This window comes from Nocardioides sp. P4_G4 (assembly GCF_056401085.1).
This window is the reverse complement of sequence record NZ_JBFUKA010000017.1, coordinates 37,968-55,356: the sequence shown is the minus strand read 5'-3', so window position 1 is coordinate 55,356 and position 17,389 is coordinate 37,968. Positions and strand designations below refer to the sequence as shown.

General features: G+C 71.2%; 19 protein-coding genes and 1 pseudogene. 12 read left to right on the top strand and 8 right to left on the bottom strand.

All coding sequences use genetic code 11. The annotated features are described in order from the left end of the window. Positions 1–241: 241 nt before the first annotated feature. Positions 242–880: pseudogene (locus AC1DQF_RS06025) on the top strand (HNH endonuclease family protein); the annotation flags it as partial. 3 nt (positions 881–883) lie between these two features. Continuing rightward, the gene (locus AC1DQF_RS06020; protein ID WP_477524304.1) at positions 884–1,060 is read left to right on the top strand and encodes an excalibur calcium-binding domain-containing protein; all 177 of its coding nucleotides are present in this window, start codon (positions 884–886) and stop codon (positions 1,058–1,060) included. A gap of 2 nt (positions 1,061–1,062) precedes the next feature. Here AC1DQF_RS06020 and AC1DQF_RS06015 read toward each other — a convergent pair whose 3' ends face one another. The 4 genes from AC1DQF_RS06015 to AC1DQF_RS06000 form a co-directional block, all read right to left on the bottom strand. Beyond that, positions 1,063–1,305, bottom strand: a complete 243-nt coding sequence (locus AC1DQF_RS06015) for an excalibur calcium-binding domain-containing protein (RefSeq protein WP_477524303.1) — start codon at positions 1,303–1,305, stop codon at positions 1,063–1,065. Positions 1,306–1,424: 119 nt separating this feature from the next. Next, a complete protein-coding gene (locus AC1DQF_RS06010; RefSeq protein ID WP_477524302.1) occupies positions 1,425–1,823 on the bottom strand; it encodes a nuclear transport factor 2 family protein in 399 nt (132 codons plus the stop codon). Between the two features lie 313 nt (positions 1,824–2,136). Next, positions 2,137–3,330 (bottom strand): amidohydrolase family protein, encoded by a 1,194-nt coding sequence (locus AC1DQF_RS06005; protein ID WP_477524301.1) that lies wholly within the window; start codon positions 3,328–3,330, stop codon positions 2,137–2,139. 128 nt (positions 3,331–3,458) lie between these two features. Then, positions 3,459–4,052, bottom strand: coding sequence for a hypothetical protein (locus AC1DQF_RS06000; protein ID WP_477524300.1), 594 nt, complete (start codon positions 4,050–4,052; stop codon positions 3,459–3,461). 210 nt (positions 4,053–4,262) lie between these two features. On the opposite strand from AC1DQF_RS06000, the gene AC1DQF_RS05995 reads away from it, so the two are divergent. Beyond that, positions 4,263–5,219 carry a proline iminopeptidase-family hydrolase gene (locus AC1DQF_RS05995; protein ID WP_477524299.1) on the top strand — a complete coding sequence of 319 codons (957 nt, stop codon included), beginning with the start codon at positions 4,263–4,265 and terminating at the stop codon, positions 5,217–5,219. Between the two features lie 62 nt (positions 5,220–5,281). Here the strand turns inward: AC1DQF_RS05995 and AC1DQF_RS05990 are convergent, their stop codons facing one another. After that, complete coding sequence (locus AC1DQF_RS05990; protein WP_477524298.1) at positions 5,282–5,731, bottom strand: iron chaperone; 450 nt, start codon at positions 5,729–5,731, stop codon at positions 5,282–5,284. Between the two features lie 158 nt (positions 5,732–5,889). Between AC1DQF_RS05990 and AC1DQF_RS05985 the strand changes: the two genes are divergently transcribed. From AC1DQF_RS05985 to AC1DQF_RS05965, 5 genes are all read left to right on the top strand, one after another. Further along, on the top strand, positions 5,890–6,546 hold the full coding sequence (locus AC1DQF_RS05985) for a hypothetical protein (protein ID WP_477524297.1): 657 nt from the start codon (positions 5,890–5,892) through the stop codon (positions 6,544–6,546). 80 nt (positions 6,547–6,626) lie between these two features. Continuing rightward, positions 6,627–8,171 (top strand): MFS transporter, encoded by a 1,545-nt coding sequence (locus AC1DQF_RS05980; protein WP_477524296.1) that lies wholly within the window; start codon positions 6,627–6,629, stop codon positions 8,169–8,171. 202 nt (positions 8,172–8,373) lie between these two features. Beyond that, complete coding sequence (locus AC1DQF_RS05975; RefSeq protein ID WP_477524295.1) at positions 8,374–8,901, top strand: SOUL family heme-binding protein; 528 nt, start codon at positions 8,374–8,376, stop codon at positions 8,899–8,901. Positions 8,902–8,959: 58 nt separating this feature from the next. Further along, a complete protein-coding gene (locus AC1DQF_RS05970) occupies positions 8,960–9,799 on the top strand; it encodes a hypothetical protein (protein WP_477524294.1) in 840 nt (279 codons plus the stop codon). A gap of 9 nt (positions 9,800–9,808) precedes the next feature. Beyond that, on the top strand, positions 9,809–10,294 hold the full coding sequence (locus AC1DQF_RS05965; RefSeq protein ID WP_477524293.1) for a SixA phosphatase family protein: 486 nt from the start codon (positions 9,809–9,811) through the stop codon (positions 10,292–10,294). Positions 10,295–10,298: 4 nt separating this feature from the next. Here AC1DQF_RS05965 and AC1DQF_RS05960 read toward each other — a convergent pair whose 3' ends face one another. Further along, positions 10,299–11,123, bottom strand: coding sequence for an alpha/beta fold hydrolase (locus AC1DQF_RS05960; protein WP_477524292.1), 825 nt, complete (start codon positions 11,121–11,123; stop codon positions 10,299–10,301). A 67-nt stretch (positions 11,124–11,190) separates the two neighbouring features. Between AC1DQF_RS05960 and AC1DQF_RS05955 the strand changes: the two genes are divergently transcribed. Beyond that, entirely contained in the window at positions 11,191–11,793 is a 603-nt protein-coding gene (locus AC1DQF_RS05955) for a TetR/AcrR family transcriptional regulator (RefSeq protein WP_477524291.1), read from the top strand. A 27-nt stretch (positions 11,794–11,820) separates the two neighbouring features. On the opposite strand, the gene AC1DQF_RS05950 is transcribed toward AC1DQF_RS05955, so the two are convergent. Continuing rightward, a complete protein-coding gene (locus AC1DQF_RS05950; protein WP_477524290.1) occupies positions 11,821–13,131 on the bottom strand; it encodes a tryptophan 7-halogenase in 1,311 nt (436 codons plus the stop codon). A gap of 70 nt (positions 13,132–13,201) precedes the next feature. Between AC1DQF_RS05950 and AC1DQF_RS05945 the strand changes: the two genes are divergently transcribed. After that, positions 13,202–13,858, top strand: coding sequence for a TetR/AcrR family transcriptional regulator (locus tag AC1DQF_RS05945; protein ID WP_477524289.1), 657 nt, complete (start codon positions 13,202–13,204; stop codon positions 13,856–13,858). Between the two features lie 7 nt (positions 13,859–13,865). Here AC1DQF_RS05945 and AC1DQF_RS05940 read toward each other — a convergent pair whose 3' ends face one another. Next, a complete protein-coding gene (locus tag AC1DQF_RS05940) occupies positions 13,866–14,945 on the bottom strand; it encodes a serine hydrolase domain-containing protein (protein ID WP_477524288.1) in 1,080 nt (359 codons plus the stop codon). Between the two features lie 96 nt (positions 14,946–15,041). Here AC1DQF_RS05940 and AC1DQF_RS05935 point away from each other — a divergent pair, with 96 nt between their 5' ends. Both AC1DQF_RS05935 and AC1DQF_RS05930 read left to right on the top strand, forming a co-directional pair. Continuing rightward, positions 15,042–15,788 carry a hypothetical protein gene (locus AC1DQF_RS05935; RefSeq protein ID WP_477524287.1) on the top strand — a complete coding sequence of 249 codons (747 nt, stop codon included), beginning with the start codon at positions 15,042–15,044 and terminating at the stop codon, positions 15,786–15,788. Next, positions 15,785–17,350 carry an HD domain-containing phosphohydrolase gene (locus tag AC1DQF_RS05930; RefSeq protein WP_477524286.1) on the top strand — a complete coding sequence of 522 codons (1,566 nt, stop codon included), beginning with the start codon at positions 15,785–15,787 and terminating at the stop codon, positions 17,348–17,350. The genes AC1DQF_RS05935 and AC1DQF_RS05930 overlap by 4 nt, the downstream gene beginning before the upstream one ends. Positions 17,351–17,389 lie beyond the last annotated feature (39 nt).

Here is a 17,389-nt window from a genome sequence, read left to right as displayed (position 1 = left end):
CGTCGGGTGTCGCCCGTGAGCTCGCCATGACTCCACCGCCCTCCCCACGTCAGCCCAGCGTGCGCCTCGGGCGCGACCGCTGACAAGGGCCGCTTCGCGCGTTCGCCGTGTGACGGGGTCCGACTCAGGGCATCCTGACGGCTGACCCAGCACGTCGAGGAGAGTCGTGAAGCTCAAGGCCGTGGCCGTCGGCGCCGTCCTGCTGGTGCTGGTCGGACAGTGCGACAACGATCGGGAGCCTGTGCCCGACGTACGGGACGCGACGCACGCGCGTGCCCACGCCGAGCGGAGTGCCGCACCGGCCGAGAAGCAGGCCGGCAGCGGGACCGCCCTGGCGGCGCTGGGCCTGCTGGCGGTGAAGGGGCGTGCCCCCATGACGGGCTACGACCGCGACCGGTTCGGGCCCGCCGGGCTCGACGCGGACCGCAACGGGTGCGACACGCGCAACGACATGCTGCGCGAGTASCTGGCCGCGGCCACGGTCGAGCCCAACGGGTGTGTCGTCGCCACCGGCGCGTACGACGACCCGTACACCGGGTCGACGATCGACTACCGGCAGGGCGACGGGTTCCTCATCGACATCGACCACGTCGTGTCACTGGGGAATGCGTGGGCCACGGGCGCCTTCGGGTGGGACGTCACGAAGCGTGCCGCCCTCGCCAACGATCCGCTCAACCTCCTGCCTGCCGACGCCAGCGCCAACCGTCAGAAGGGTGACGGCGACGCGGCGACGTGGCTCCCGGCGAACAGGGCCTTCCGCTGCCGCTACGTCTCGCGCCAGGTCGCGGTGAAGAGCAAGTACGGCCTGTGGGTGACCGCCCCGGAGAAGGCGGCGACGGAGCGCGTGCTGACCTCGTGTCCCGACCAGCCGCTGGAGGCCGACGTGTGGGGTGCGTCGACGCGGGTGGACCACCACATCACCGATCCCGGCGCGCCCGGGTCGACGTACTTCGACAACTGCGACGCGGCGCGAGCCGCCGGCGCGGCCCCGGTCCACCTCGGCGACCCGGGCTACGGGACCCATCTGGACCGGGACGGCGACGGCACCGGCTGCGAGTGACGTCAGAGCTTCTCGCAGGCGATGCCGTCCTTGTCGCGGTCCGAGCCGGAGTTGGCGTTGTACAGGGCCAGGTCTCGGCGGAACGTGGTGACTCGTGTCCCGGTGGTGTGGTCCACGGCGCCCGGCCGACCGACGCCGTGCGGGAACGCCTTGTTGAGGGCGGTGCAGTTGGCGAAGTGCTTGGGAGCGGCAGCGGCCTCGGCGGACATCGACGTCATCCCTACGGAGATGACGGAGACGGACACGACGGCAGCAATCTTTCGGACGAGCACGAGACCTCCAGGTCATGGCGTGATGGTGGTCGCCACGCTAGGCGGGTCTCCGCTCGCGGGTGCCGGAATCGGCAATCCGGCCTCCGTGCGAGCTACTCGGGGAGCGCGCTCCCGTGCCGGTGCGCGACCTTCCATGTCCCGGCCTCTCGGCGATAGATCTGTGTGGCGCGAAGCGTGTACGTGCGAGGGACACCGTCGACAGATGCTGACGTGTGCTCGAAGCCCACCGTGTACGCGGTGTCTCCGAGCACTTCGGCTTCGAGAAGCTCGAACTCGTACGACGTGCAGTCGGAAAAGCTGTCGGCGAGATGCTCGAAGAGGGCATCCAGCTCCTGCTGCCCGACGGCGTTCTTCCAAGCGCCCAACACGGTCACCGGATCGTTGTGTGACCAGATGGCCCGACGTGGGCCGGCGTCGCCGTTGTGCAGCGCGAGCTCCGCGTCCTTGAAGACAGACTGGACCCACGTGATGAACTCATCGCGTTCGATCATGACCTCAGGATCCCTCCAACGACGGCCTCCTGCCAGCGCTTCTCCTACCGACTCCGGATTCGTGTCTGGGTCATCCGTACTGGCGAACGCCGTGAGCCGCGGAGCACACTTTGAAGGTGGCAGTCACGGAGAACGATCCTGGCTCCGGAACTAGCAGGGCGGCCGGCGGCAGCGCGGCTCGGGGGCTCAGGACGGGCTTGGGTCGCCTCGAAGTGGCCAGGGCTCGCCGCGATCTCAGCGTGGGCACGTACTGCAGAGGTTGCGAATCACGACGTTGGTGGTCGCGGTCCGTGGCTACCGGTGCACCGGACTCTCAGGCAGTCGCGGCGGGACGGGTGGATGGCCCGGCGACGAGCTGGCCCTCGCGGTACACCGCCTCGACCTCCAGCAGGGCACCAAGGTCAACGGCGACCTCACCGCGGACCACGAGGAGGTCAGCAGCGAGCCCGGGTGCCAGCCGGCCGCACGTCTTGGCCAGCCCGAGCGCGTCAGCGGCGCGCGACGTCCCGGCTCGGAGTGCGCCGACGGGGTCTCCCGTGGCGTTCGCGAACTGGAGGAGGGCGTAGGCCATCACATCGTGAGGCTTGCCCGGGCCGATCCCGGCGTCCGTTGACACGACGACCTGTGCGCCAGACTCATGGAGCGTGTGGAGCCCTTGCACGATCTGCTGCATCCGGGCCGCCACCGCCGGCGGAGGCGCGGGTGCGCCAGGCACCGTTCCCGGGGTGGTCCGAACGACGATCCCCGATGCCGCCAGTGCGCGCACCAGGTCCGGGTCGCGATCCACGCCATCGACCGTCATGAAGGTGCAGTGCTCCACCGCGTCCACACCCACCGCGAGACAGGTGCGCAGCGCCGCCGTTCCGTGGGCGTGGGCGGCGACCGGGAGCCCGGCTGCGTGAGCTTCRTCGACGACCACCCGGAGTGCGTCGCCGTCAAACTGTGACTCCCAGGGCAGTGACCCGGCGGTGATGTTCCCGCCGGAGGTCATCACCTTGATGACATCGACGCCCCGCTCAGCGCGCCTCCGGACCGCGGCGGAGACCTCGCCCGGCTCGGTCTCTGCCCCAGTCAGGAAGTGACAGTGGCCTCCGGGGGTCGTGATCGGCGGGCCACTCGCCAAGAGACGGGGGAAGCTCAGGACGCCCTGCACACCGTCCCGGAAGTCGAGAACGGCGTAACCGCTGTCCCCGAGGTCCTGGATCGTCGTGACCCCTGAGGCCAGGGCTCGGCGCGCGTTCGCGACCGTCTGTGCTCGCTGCGCCGCCGGCTCAGACGGGAGACCTGCCGCGGCATTGGGCGTGCAGCCCCACGAGAGGTGCTGGTGGCCGTCGACTAGGCCAGGCAGGAGCGTCGTGCCGTGGCCGTGGTCGATGACGTGAGCGCCCTCGGGAGGCGGCTGCCCCCGGCGCGCCTCGAGGACGCGACCGTCCTCACCCACCACGACCTCGCCGTCCGAGTGCAGAACATCGCCGTCGAAGACGAAGCCGGCGCGGATGATGAGCATTCTCAAGGGTGCTCCCGGCAGGACCGCTGACACAACGACGTTCGCAAAGCCGCCGTGAACGTCGTCTGGACCGGCCTCAACCGGTTCGTGCCGGGTGGAATATGCACTCGTCGCAGCAGGTCCGGAGGTCAGAACGAGTAGGCGAACCTCACAAGGTCGTCGGCGTGCGCGGCCTCGACGAGCTCGCGGCGGGTGACGTCGTAGGCGCGCCAGTACGCCCGCTCGCGGTCGGTCACGTTCGTGGCGGCGACGGTGACCTCGAGGCCCAGCAGCTCACGCAGGTCGGATTCGAGGTGCTCCATCCGCAGCACGACGTCGGCCTCCTCCACGTGGCCGCGATTGATCCGGCGCGGGCCGGGCCCTGCGATGACCCGAGCCAGCCACTCGTTGAACTCCAGGGTCACCGCGTCCACGATGCGGTCGACCGCGCCAGGTGTCGAGTGCACCCACGAGTCCGGGTCGCGCAGTTCGTGCACCCATCGGCGACGGGTGCGTTCGTACTCAGCGACGTAGAAGTCGAACGGGTTGCGGGTGGTGGTCACGATGCGCAGCCCGTGGTCCGGCGCCAAGAACCCGGCGCGGACCAGTTCGCCGGCGGTGGCGTGCTTGACGTCGATGCCGGCGGCGCGGACCGCGCTGCCGGCAGGAACCTCGGTGACGGTCGGGCGGGCGAGGAGCGCCTCGCGCAGTGCCGTGCTGGCCGTGCCGGGAGCAGCCGTCACCAAGAGACCCGCCGCGGTGTCGACCAGCGCCATCAGCGGTGATGGGTGGGTCGGACGCCGGCAGGGCGAGGCTGTGCTGTCACGGGCCGATGGGTGCGGGCGAAAGGCATGGAGACATTGAACCTGCTGTTCCTCGAGACCGTGACACCTCGACCCACGTGGCCGGATGACGCGGTGCTCGCCGGGCCGACCACGGAGTAGGTTGCGGTGATGGAGTCTCTCCCGGCCTCGTACTTCGACACCTCGACCTGGGATCCGCGCGACGTGATCTCGGGCGGCTCCCGGATGGTCCCGATCAGCACCCCGGCCGGCGACTTCCGGGTGTGGACCAGACGGGTCGGCACCAACCCCGACATCAAGGTGCTGCTGCTGCACGGCGGCCCCGGAGCGAGCGACGAGCTCTACGAGTGCTTCGACGCCTGGTTCCCCGGAGCGGGTATCGAGTTCTACTACTACGACCAGCTCGGCTCGTTCCGCAGCGACCAGCCCGACGAGCCGTCGCTGTGGGACCTGCCGCGCTTCGTGGACGAGGTGGAACAGGTCCGGAAGTCGCTGGCGCTCGACAGCAGCAACTTCGTGCTCCTCGGGCAGTCGTGGGGCGGGCTGTTGGCGATGGAGTACGCCGTCCACCACCAGAACAACCTCAAGGGCCTGGTGGTCTCCAACATGATGTCGAGCTCGCGGCTGTACAACGCGTACGCCGAGGATGTCCTCATGCCCGCGATGGACCAGGAGGTGCTGGCCCAGATCAAGCAGTTCGAGGCCGACGGCACGACCGACGATCCGCGCTACGAGCAGCTGCTGATGGAGCACCACTACGCCCTGCACGTGTGCCGACTGCCGATCGGTGACTGGCCGGACCCGGTCAACCGGTCCCTGGCCCACATCAACCCGGCCATCTACGTGCCGATGCAGGGGCCCAGCGAGCTCGGGATGAGCGGGACCCTGGAGGACTGGGACCGTTCCAGCGACCTGAAGGACATCGACGTACCCACGCTGGTCATCGGAGCCACCCACGACACCATGGATCCCGCGCACATGCGGTGGATGTCGGAGCAGCTACCTCGAGGGCGCTACCTGCACTGCCCCGAGGGCAGCCACCTGTCGCAGTTCGACGACCCGCAGCACTACTTCCCGGGACTGATCGACTTCCTGAAGTCGCTGTGAAGCACGAGGCGTCGACGTCTCATCGACACCGGTACGGATGAGCCCGAGGCAGCGCGCTGGGCCTAGCCCGCTGCCTTCTCGACGAGCTCGCGGATCAGCTTCTCCTCGGCCTGGCCGATCTCGATCACCGCAAACGACGTCACCCACATTGCGCCGTCGTCGAGCTGGGCAGCCTCCTCGAACCCGAGGCTGGCGTAGCGGGACTTGAACTTCGACGCAGGCTTGAAGAAGACGACGACCTTGCCGTCGCGGGCGTAGGACGGAAAGCCGTACCAGGTCTTCGGGTCCAGCCCTGGGGCGACGTCGAGCACGATCCGGTGGATCGCCTCGGCGAGCCCGCGGTCGGGCTGCGGCAGTGCCGTGATTGCTTCGACGCACGCTTCGGCCTCGTCGGCCTTCTTCGCGCCGCCCCTCTTCTCTGCGCGCAGCTCGGTGGCGCGCTGCTTCATGGCGGCCAGCTCGTCCGCCGAGAAGCCGGAATCGGATGTGTTGGTCGTGGACTCGGTGGCCATGGCCTCACCCTAGAACCGTTTCCCGGGCGAACAACCCTCGAATCCTGACCGCACCCAAGAGGGGCGGCTCGCCGGAGCGTCTGCTTCGGGCGAACCAGCGGCACACAATGCCGCATATCGGCGATGCCGCCTGGGAGCTGAGTTCCTAGGCTCGTCGCATGACCACCCTGACGCGCCGCTGCGCCCGTTCCGCCGTCGCGACCGCACTGTCAGGCGCCATCCTGGTCGGTGCTGCCGGCGCCACGCAGGCGGATCCGCCTGCCGGTTGGACCGGCGGGTCTCAGGCCGAGTTCGGGCGGGTCACCTGGGTCCACGACGGTTGGTACCCAGGTGCGAAGGGCAACTGGCATGTGGGCGAGCTGATGATCGAGGAGGACGATGACGGTGTGACGGGGTCCATCATCGACTGGCGCTGCCCCGACGGTGTCGAGCCTCCCGGACCCCTGGTGTGGCCGCTTCCTCCCACCACGTGCAAGGAGAAGGGCCGCACCTACATCTGGGACCTGGACCCCGTCGACGTCGCTACCTACGACCACGCCAGCGACCGGCTCACCATGAATGGCCAGTTCGACGAGGTCGACAGCAACTACGACGTCATCGGCACGGCAACCATCGACCTGACGATGAAGGGCCTCGGCACACCCTCGGTCTCCGAGTTCCCCAGTGCCGACGGAGAGTCCCTGTACTACGACGAGTTCTTCGACGATGCCAAGGTCTGGGGACGTGTGGATGGCCACCGGGTCAGTGGTCCCAAGGTCGCTCAGGTCGACTCCTTCGTCGGGTTCGCCATCTATGACATGACACCCGCCCGCTGACCCAGGGCGTCCGCGCCCCTGCGTGGCAGACCGTCGCCGCACGCGACGCACCGGGCCAGATCGTGAAGTGAGGATCCGTCGTGAGCGACCGCCCTGAACGCTTCCGCGAGAGCCCGTCGGACGGTGACGGACCCGACCCGGGTCGCTGGTGGGCGCTGACGGTCCTGGCGGCCGCCCAGCTCATGATCATCCTGGACGCCTCGATCGTGAACATCGCTCTCCCGTCGGCGCAGGCGGACCTGGACATCAGCAACGCGGACCGGCAATGGATGGTCACGGCCTACACCTTGGCCTTCGGCGCACTGCTCCTGCTGGGTGGCCGGATCGCCGACTACACCGGGCGCAAGCGCACCTTCATCATCGGCCTTCTCGGGTTCGCCGGAGCGTCCGCGCTGGGTGGACTCGCACCCAACCAAGAGCTGCTGTTCGCTGCCCGCGCCCTCCAGGGAGCCTTCGCGGCGCTGATGGCGCCTGCCGCCCTGTCCATCGTGACCGTCACGTTCACGGAGCCGAAGGAGCGGGCCAAGGCCTTCGGGGTGTTCGGGGCGCTCGCGGGCGGCGGGGCCGCGATCGGCCTGATCGTCGGTGGCGTGCTGACGGAGTACGCATCCTGGCGCTGGTGCCTGGGGGTCAACGTGCCCGTGGCCCTGATCGTCGCTGTCGCGGCCGTCCCCCTGGTCCACGAGAGCAAAGCTCACGGCGACACCAGGTACGACGTGCCGGGGCTCCTGCTGGCCACGACCGGCCTGTTCTGCCTCGTCTACGGTTTCACCGCGGCCGCCCGCGCCGAGCACCCTGACGATCCGACGTCGACCGAGGTGAAGGGCTGGCTCGATCCGAGCACGTTGACCTTCCTGATCGTCGCGGTGGTCCTGCTGGTCGCATTCGTGATGTGGGAGCGACGGGCCCGCAACCCGCTGCTGCCGCTGCGCGTCGTCCTGGACCGCAACCGCGGTGGATCGTTCCTGGTGTTCCTGCTGGTGGGCGCCGGGCTCTTCGCCATGTTCCTGTTCCTCACCTACTACTTCCAGATCAACCTCGGCTACACCCCCCTCGAGGCCGGCTTCGCCTTCCTGCCGTTCAGCCTCGGCATCATCCTGTCTGCAGGGGTCGTGTCCCAGCTGCTCCCTCGACTCGGCCCGAAAGCGCTGATGGTCCCGGGACTCACCTTGGCCGTCGGCGGCATGCTGCTGCTGACCCGCATCGACCAGGACTCGTCCTACTGGGCGCTGGTCTTCCCGGCCATGGTGATCATGTCGGTGGGACTGGCCGGCGTGTTCATTCCCGCAGCCAGCACGTCACTGGTCGGGGTGGGCAGCCACGACGCCGGCGTCGCCTCCGCCGTGCTCAACACCTCCCAGCAGATCGGCGGCTCGCTCGGCACGGCGCTTCTGAACACGATCTTCGCCGGTGCTGTGACGGCGTACTTCACCGACAACCCACCGGCCAGCCCCGAGCAGGGGCAGCAGATCCTGCCTCTCGCGTTCATCCACGGCTACCAGGTGGCGTTCTACTGGGGCGCCGCCCTCTTCGCCGTCGCCCTGCTCGTGTCGATCGTCCTCATCAACGCTCGCAAGGAGGACATCCCCTCCGACGCGGCCGCCGTGACGGACGCCGCCGACTGATGGAGGGGTGGTGGACGATGGCCCGCCGTGTTACGGGGGATACGTCGGACCACCGCCGGAGAGAACTCAACCAAGCGCTCCTGAGGGACCGTTGAAGGATTCACCACGTGCATCCTGAGAAGTCCAGCCTCTCAGCGGTCCAGGTGGTGGCCGGGGACCTCCGGCACTTCCGGGCTCCCAGGGCACGCGCAACATTGAGGACATGACCGAGGAGCAGCCGTACGACGTCGTGAAGGAGTACCCCGACTTCGAGCTGAGGCGCTATCCCGACCACGTCGTCGCCGAGACGCGGGTGACGGGGTCGTTCGAGGGGGCCGGCAACGCGTCGTTCCGTCGGCTGGTCGGCTACATCGGCGGCCGCAACACCCAGTCCCGCAAGGTGGCCATGACGGCCCCGGTCGTCCAGGAGGCGGTGGAGGGCGCGGTCGGAGGCTATGCCGTCAGGTTCGTGATGCCCGCCGGTTTCGACCTGGAGGGCGCTCCGGCGCCGACGGACGGTGACGTCCGGGTGCGGGCGATCCCCGAGCAGACCGCCGCCGCGCTCAGGTTCTCCGGTCGGTGGTCCCAGGCGCGGTACGTCGAGCACGCGCAACGCCTCATGGCGGCGCTGGAGGGGGCCGGTCTTCAGGTCGACGGGCCGCTGCGGTTCGCGCGCTTCGACCCACCGTGGACGCCGTGGTTCCTGCGGCACAACGAGGTCGTCGTACCGGTGCAGACGCCTGATGCCTGACGTCGATCGAGCAGCCGGACCAGCAGCCTGGTCTCCAGGCCGGACGTAGGCTGCCGACATGGGGTACCTCCTGCTGATCCTGGTCCTGGCGGTGCTGGGAGCCGTCGCCGTCGGTGCGTCGCGCCGCAACAAGGAGCGCGAGCTCGCCCGGCGCGAGGACGAGATCGCGCCGGTGCGGAAGCTCGCCTTCGAGGACATCACCGCGTTCGGTGTGGACCTCCAGCAGCTCGACCTCGAGATGAGTGGTCATGAGCTCGACGCCGGCGCCAACGCCGACTACCAGCGTGCGCTCGACGCCTACGAGTCGGCCAAGCTCGCCGGCGACTCGATCACGCGGCCCGACGACATCCGACACATCACCGAGATCGTCGAGGACGGCCGGTACGCCGTCGCGTGCGTCCGCGCCCGCGTCGCCGGCGAGGCGCTGCCGACCCGGCGGCCGCCCTGCTTCTTCGACCCGCGCCACGGGCCCTCGGTGGCGGACGTCCCCTTCGTCCCGCCGGACGGTGCCCAGCGCGACGTACCCGCGTGCGCCCTCGACGTGGAGCGGGTGCGCGCCGGTGCCGAGCCCGACATCCGCAAGGTGATGGTCGGAGCGCAGCGGGTCCCCTACTGGCAGGGCGGCCGCGCCTACGAGCCGTACGCGATGGGCTACTTCGGCGCCTTCGGCCCCATGACGTGGATGTTCATGGGCGGCATGATGTTCGGCGGGTTCGATGGCGGCTACGACGGTGGCGATGGCTACGACGGCGACGGTGGCGATGGTGGCGACGGCGGCGACGGCGGGGATGGCGGCGGCGACGGCGGCGGGTTCGACGGGGGCGGCGATGGTGGGGGCTTCGACGGCGGCGGGTTCGACGGCGGGGGCTTCGACGGCGGCTTCGACATGGGCTTCTGAGCAGGGCACGTGAGCACGCTCGTCCTGCTCCGCCACGGCAAGTCGGACTGGTCCGGCGACGAGCCCGACCACCTGCGACCGCTGGCGCGACGGGGCCGGCGTCAGGCCCCTGATGCCGGCCGATGGCTCGCCGACAACCTCGGCTCCATCGACCTGGCCATCGTCTCGCCGGCGACACGTACCCGAGAGACCTGGCGGCTCGCGGCCGCGGAGCTCGAGGCCGCGCCGCCGGTCCGGGAGGACGAGCGCGTGTACGGCGGCTCGGCAGGCTCGCTCATCGACGTCCTGCGCGAGGTGTCCGAGGATGTGGCGACCCTCGTCCTGGTCGGCCACAACCCCGGGATCGAGGACCTGGCGGTGATCCTGACGGATCGCAGCCTGCCGATGCCGACGTCCGCACTGGTCGTCATCGACCTGCCGGGACCGTGGTCCGACCTGGCGGACACTGCCGTGGAGCTGCGGGCGCACGGACGCCCGCCCCCGCCGACGCGGTGACCGCTCAGCCCAGCCGGCCCCAGAAGCGAACGACGTGGGAGGCGAGCGCCTCCGGCTGCTCGAGGGGGRCCAGGGTGCGGGCGGCCTCGATCGTGACCACCTCGGCGTCGGGCGCGAGCGCGGCCGCCGACGCGGCGTCCTCGGGGCTCCAGTCCCCACGGTCGTCGGAGGCGACGAAGAGGCTCGGCACGGCAAGGGCCGCGAGCTCCGCGGTGACGTCGACCCGGTTGAGGATGAAGGAGCGGACCGCGAGGGCCATGCTGCGCCGGCCCGGGCGCGCCAGCGACTCCTCGACGACCCGCCGGACCGGCTCGCGGTCGGCCGAGGTGTCGGTGAGCATCGCCGCGACGACCGCCGAGCGCACGGGACCGATCGGCCCGGCCGTCCTGAGGATCGGCAGCAGCAGGTTGATCTGCCGGCGAAGCGCCGGGGCGATCGGCTCGGTCGGGGAGCTGATGGCGACCAGGCTGCGGAGCACGCCGGACCGGGTGCCGAGCTTCAGGCCGACATGCCCCCCGAACGCGTTGCCCAGCCAGTCGACCGGAGCGTCCACGCCGAGCCGGTCGAGCAGGTCCATGGCTGCGTCGGCCGCGCCGGCGATGTCACTGGCCCGGTGCAGCGCCTCGCTGCGTCCCAGTCCGGGCGGATCGACCAGCACGTAGCGGCGGCCCGCCGGGAGCAACGGCAGCACCGGGTCCCAGGTGTGGCTGTCGACGAACATCGACGACCACAGCACCGTCGGCGCGCCACCGTCCCCGATCGTGCGGACGTGCAGTCGCCCGAGCCTGGTGGGGACGAGGGTCGTGCTCTCGGGGAGGCGTTCGTTCACGGTCGTGCTCCTGACTGGATTCGAGGTGAGTCTCACTCACATGAATATTGATGTTAGCGTGGATGTCATGGAAAGCAAGGCCCCCCGGACGTACCGGATGACGGCGCGCGCCGACGCGGCCGAGCGCACCGGCGAGCGGATCATCGATGCGATGCTGAGCCGGTACGCCGACGTGCCCTACGACCGCATCCGGCTCGAGGATGTCGCCGCGGATGCCGGGGTCACGGTGCAGACCGTGATCCGCCGCTTCGGCAGCAAGCACGGGCTCCTCGCCGCCACCGTCGAGCGCGAGCTCGTCCGTCTCGCCGCCGACCGCGCGGCCGCGCTGGGGGAGAGCCCGCAGAGCACGGTGCGCGCCCTGGTCGGCTACTACGAGGACCACGGCGCCCTCATCCTCAAGATGTACGCCGAGGCCCACCAGGCGCCCGGGGTGCCCGAGCTCGCCGCGCGCGGTCGCGACTTCCACGTCGGGTGGTGCCGCGAGGCGTTCGCCGACGCCGTGGGGGAGGGCCTGGACGTCGCGACCCGGACGCGCAGGCTGGCCCAGGTCGTCGCCCTGTGCGACGCCACGACCTGGCGCATCCTCCGCTTCGACGGTCACCTCTCGCCCCAGCAGACCGAGCAGGCCCTGCTCGAGATCCTGCTGCCGTTGCTCCCCGGCCACCACTGAGCCCGTGAGGCGTGGGCGAGCCTGAGATCAGGCGGCGCGCGCCGTCCTGTCGATGATGTCCACGAGCTCCGCGCGCGTCGGGCCCGGTGCGTACGGCGACCGCCAGCCGCCCTCGTAGACCGCGCGCGCCAGGGGCTCTGCCGGCCGCAGCGTCTCGGGCAGTGCCGTCATCGCGAAGTACCCCCCGGCGTACGGCCCGATCCTCGGGTCGGCGTCGACCGCCGCGGCGATGAGGTCGGAGGTGAGCGGCGTGCTGAGGTCGAGGTCCTCGCCCTGCCAGCGCCGCACCATCCCCCCGTCGATCGCGATGTGGTCGGCCACCCACGGCTCGACGTTGGCCTGGCACCAGGCGCCGAACGGCTCGGCCACGGTGACCGGGTCGGCGCCCCCGTCCAGGAGGGCCAGCAGTGCGCTGACCTGCGTGAAGGCCATGGCGATGCCGCGTCCCCGGGTCGGCGTCGTGGTCGCGACCGCGTCGCCGACCGCGACCAGTCCCGGCGTGCCGGCCTGGCGGCGATAGACGTTGCGCAGCGCTCCGCCGACGAGCACCCCCGAGGTGGGGTGCGCGCGGTCGGGCTCGGTCCACTCTGCGAGTGCGGGGATGGCTCGCAGTGCGGCGTCGAAGGCAGTCTCGACCCGCAGCCCCTTGAGCGCGGCGTCCTGCGTGGGGCGCACGAGCACGACCGAGAAGTGTCCGGCCTCGTGCAGGAAGACCAGGCACTGGTAGCCGTCGAGCTCGGCGACGTACGCCATCGGGCTCGTCAGTGGGCCGGGCTCCGCACCCTGGTGCAACCGGTAGGCGCGGTCGACGTACGCGAGGCCGCAGTCGCCGTCGAGGTCGGGATCGCCCTCCGACGTCCTGCCCAGTCGTCCGGAGCGGCCCGAGGCGTCCACGACGAGATCGGCCTCCACGAAGGAGCCGTCGACCCGGGCGCCGACGTCGCGGCCTCGGTCGACGACGAGTCCGTCGACGTGGCCCGTGCGCAGGGTGAGCCCCGGCTGCGCCTGCGCGGCGAGACGCAGGGCTCGCTCGAAGGTCGACCGACGGGAGAGCAGAAGGGCCGGCGGGGGCGGTGCGCCGGGGTCCGGTACGTCGATGGGCTGGGCGCCGAGGGCCAGCCAGCTGTCGAAGGCCTCGGGCCATTCGTCGCGGAGGACCATCGGGACCTGGGGTCGGAAGCCGTGCGCGTGCTCGAACTGCATGACGCCCCGACGGGCCCACACGTCCCCGGCCGGACCGGGGTCCCGGTCGACCGAGAGGACCCGGTGACCTCGCTGGGCAAGGGTCGCCCCGATCAGCAGTCCGGTCGGACCCGATCCCACGACGAGTATCCGCATGACGGCCTCCAGTACACTGGTAGTAAATTCATTACACTCACAGTCACCCCACAAGGCGTAAGGTGTCAAGGTGTCCGACGAACGTCGTCCGTACCGGTCCGAGCTTCGTGAGGAGCAGGCGCGCGCCACCCGACGGTCGGTCGTCGCCGCGGCCCGCGACCTCTTCGTCGAGGTGGGCTGGGCGCGGACGACCATCGACGCCGTGGCTGCTCGTGCAGGGGTGAGCCGCAAGACCGTGTTCACCTCGGTCGGGGGCAAGGCGACGCTGCTGAAGATCGCCCTGGACTGGGCCCTGGTCGGGGACGACGAGCCGGTGCCGATGGTCGAGCGACCGGTCATCGCCGAGATGGAGCGGTTGACCGATCCGCGTGAGCTGGTGGCCCGCTGGTCGCTGTTCGTGGCCGAGCTGGAGGCGCGAGCGGCACCGCTGGCCGAGGTACTCGTGGCCGCCGCGGACGCCGACCCGGAGGCCGCCGACGTCCACGCCGTGTCCGAACGCAGCAGGCTGGGTGGCGCGGGGTACTTCGTCGCCCGTCTCGCGGCGATGGACGGCCTCCGGCCGGGCCTGACCCCGGAGCGGGCCGTGGCGGCCGCCTTGGTGCTCATGGACCCCGCCGTCCATCGCACCCTGGTGCGCGAGCAGGGCTGGACGCTCGCCGAGTACGCCGCCTGGATCGAGCGCGCGGCCGCGGCCGAGCTGCTCGGGAACCCAGGGGCCCTCGGGTGACCCGGGCCTAGGCGGGACCCGGAGTGAAGGCCGCGGCGACGGCCCGCCACACGGCGTCGCCGCGGTCGTGGTTGCCCAGGCCCCGGGTCACGTACGCCGCGCCACAGCCCGCCGCGGGTTCGGCCCACGCGGAGCAGCCGCCGGCGCCACCCATGCCGAGCTCGACCCGGCCGTCCTCCTCGTCGACCTGGAAGCCGAGGGTCCAGGTGACGGACCTGTCGAGCACCAGGTCGTGCCCGGTGGCGGCGGGCTCGACGTACGCACGCCACAGGTCGCGGCCGAGGCGCGTGGCCACGAGCCCCTCGGGCCTGATGACGTCGTCGTAGAAGGACGCGAGCGCGAGGGCGGTGGCGTGCAGGGCCACGGCGGGGAACGGCGTACGCCGGAAGCGGGCGGAGTTGAGCACCTCCGGGTCCAACAGGCCGGCCGGCCGGCCCAGCGCCGGGCCCCAGCGTGGGTCCTCGAGGTAGGCCGCTCGCCACCCCTCGGTCGCCTCCACGACAGTCGCCACGCGGGGCAGGTCGTGGTCCGCGACCCGCAGGTGCAGGTCCCAGCCGGCGGCGGCGGCGATCCGGGCGAACCGCTCGTGCAGGGCCTCGCCGGTCGCACGGCGCAGCACCTCGTCGAGCAGGTGGCCGTAGGTCAAGGCGTGCTCGGCGACCCCTGTCCCCGGCGGGTGGATCGGGACCGCGGCGGCGAGGAGGTCGACCAACGCCTCGCGGTCGTCGTACTCCACGTCCCGCGCCGCCTCCGGGAACGCCGGCAGACCCGCCCGGTGGGAGAGCAGGTGTCGCAGGGTCGTGGACTCCTTGCCGGAGCGCCCGTACCCGGGCCAGACCGAGGCCACCGTCCGGTCCAGGGCGAGGTGGCCCTCGGYGACGGCGTCGAGGAGGGCGAGGGCGGCGAAGGGCTTGGCGACGGAGTACGTCATCACGAGGGTGTCGGGGGTCCACGGCGCGACCCCGTCGCGGGTGCCGGCGCAGTGGTCCACCTCGACGACGCCGTTGCGGACGACCGCCACGGCACCTCCGGGTTCCTGGCCCTCGGCGACGAGTCGGTCTAGCACCGCGGCGGCATCGATGTCCACGACGAGTGACGGTACGCCGCCCGGGCGGCAGGCGGCGGTGCGGAGATGAGGCAGATGCCTCAGGCGCCCGGGGCCTCGGCGAGCCACGCTGGACGCATGACAACCACAACCCCACGCCAGGCCGTCCGGGTGCTGCAGGCCCACCCCCGACTGCCCGATGGCGACGACGAACGATTCACCGGCTACGGCGTGATGGGCGTGCCCTTCGCCAGCGGCCACTACCTCGCGCTCCGGGACATGGTGGCCAGCTCGGTCGGGCCGGCGTACCGGACGGTCTGGCACCGCGACCCGCAGGGCCGCTGGAGGATCCACACGAACCGCGCCCCCGAGATGAGCTGTCCGCGCTACTTCTCTTCGGCGGTCGAGGTCGTCCCCGAGGACCGCATCGACGTGTCCTGGCCCTCCGAGGACGTCCTCGAGGTGACGATCGGGGAGTCGCTGCACTGGCGCGTCGAGGTGGGCGCGACCGCCGCGACCCGGGTGTTGACGGCGATGGGCGGCATGCTGCCGGACGTGGGCTGGGACAGCCGAGCCGTGCTCACGGCGATGGGTCCGATGGCTCGGACCATGCTCCACGCCGGCCGGATCCGCCTGGAGGGGGCGTCGCCCAACGGTCCTCGGTTCCGGGCGGCGCCGTTGCGGCTCTGGCGCCTCGCCGACACGCGTGCGTCGTACGGCAGTGAGGACCTCGGCCGTCCGGGAAAGCTGGACGAGCAGCCCCACCTGGGCGACATGTGGCTCCCGCAGCGCGGCATCTTCTTCGTCGGCCGGGCACGCTTCACGCCCCCGGTCGAGAGGACGGACCCGCGCGTGAGCCCCGCGAGCGCCAGAATGGGCGGATGACCACTCCCGCGTCGCTGCCCCGGCGGGTGGAGGTGATCGCGGGGCTGTCCGTGGCGATCGACCTCGGACTGGGTCAACCGGCCGAGCACATGCTCCGCTCGGCCGTCATCGCCTGCGGCCTCGCGGAGCGGCTAGGCCTCAGCCGGGAGCAGAAGGCCACCGTCTACTACACGACGCTGCTGATGTGGATCGGCTGTCACGCGGACTCGCAGGAGTACGCCCGCTGGTTCGGCGACGACATCTCGGTACGTCGCGACGCCTACCTCGTCGACTGGTCCGGGCTGCCCTACCTGCGGTTCCTGCTCGGCAACATCGCGCGCGGCGAGCCGCTGGGCCAGCGGGTGCGCGTGATGGCCACGCTGATGCGCGACGCCCGTGGGCAGATCGCCACCCTGGTCCACTCGCACTGCAGCTCGGCCGCCGCCCTCGCCCGCCACATCGGCCTGTCCCGGGAGGTCGAGGGGGCCCTGACGTACACGTTCGAGCGGTACGACGGCGGTGGCCTGCCGGCCGGTGCGTCCGGCGACGAGATCCCGATCGAGATGCGGGTCGCCCAGCTGGCCGACGTGGCCGAGGTGCACCAGCGGATGTACGGCGTCCAGGGCGCCGTCGCGATGGCCCGGAGCCGGCGGGGCGGCCACCTCGACCCGGTCGTGGTCGACGCGTTCATGTCCGATGCCGAGGCACTCTTCGCGGCTGCGGGCGATGACCCGTGGGACCGGGCCCTGTCGATCGCCCCCGACTCGGAGGCCCGGCTGGACGAGACGCAGCTCGACGCGCTGCTGGCCGCCATCGGTGACTTCGTGGACCTGAAGTGCCCGTTCATGTTCGGCCACTCCAGCAGCGTGGCCGCGCTCGCCGAGGCGGGTGCCGTCCACCTCGGACTCCCGGGCGAGGAGGTGACCGCCGTACGCCGGGCCGGCCACCTGCACGACGTCGGCCGGATCGGGGTGTCCAACCGGATCTGGTCGAAGCCCTCCACGCTGACCGGCGCGGAGTGGGAGCGGGCGCGGATGCACCCCTACCTGACCGACCGGGTGCTGACCCGCATCCCCAGTCTCGCGCCCGTGGCCGCCATCGCCCGCGCGCACCACGAGCACCCCGACGGATCCGGGTACCCGCTGGGTCTGTCCGGCCCGGCGCTCGGCCGACCCGAGCGACTGCTCGCCGCCGCCGTCGCCTACCAGTCGGCGCTGGAGCCCAGGCCGTACCGCGAGGCCCTCTCCAGCCAGGCCGCTGCGGCACGACTCGAGGACCGGGTGCGCCGTGGGGCCCTCGACCCCGACGCCGTGGAGGCGGTCCTCGCCGTGGCCGGGCATGCGCGTCCGAGGCCGCGTCGCCACGACGGTCTCACCGCCCGTGAGGCGGAGATCCTCGGTCTCGTCGCCCGTGGCCAGTCCAACCGCGAGATCGCGGCGCGCCTGGTCCTCAGCGAGAAGACGGTCCGCAACCACGTCGAGCACACCTACGCCAAGATCGGCGCCACCAACCGCGTGGGAGCGAGCCTCTACGCCATCCAGAACGGGTTGGTGGCGTCGACCGGCGGGAGCGCGTCGAGCTGATCGCCGCGGGATCGGAGGCCCTCCGACCGGGGTCGATCC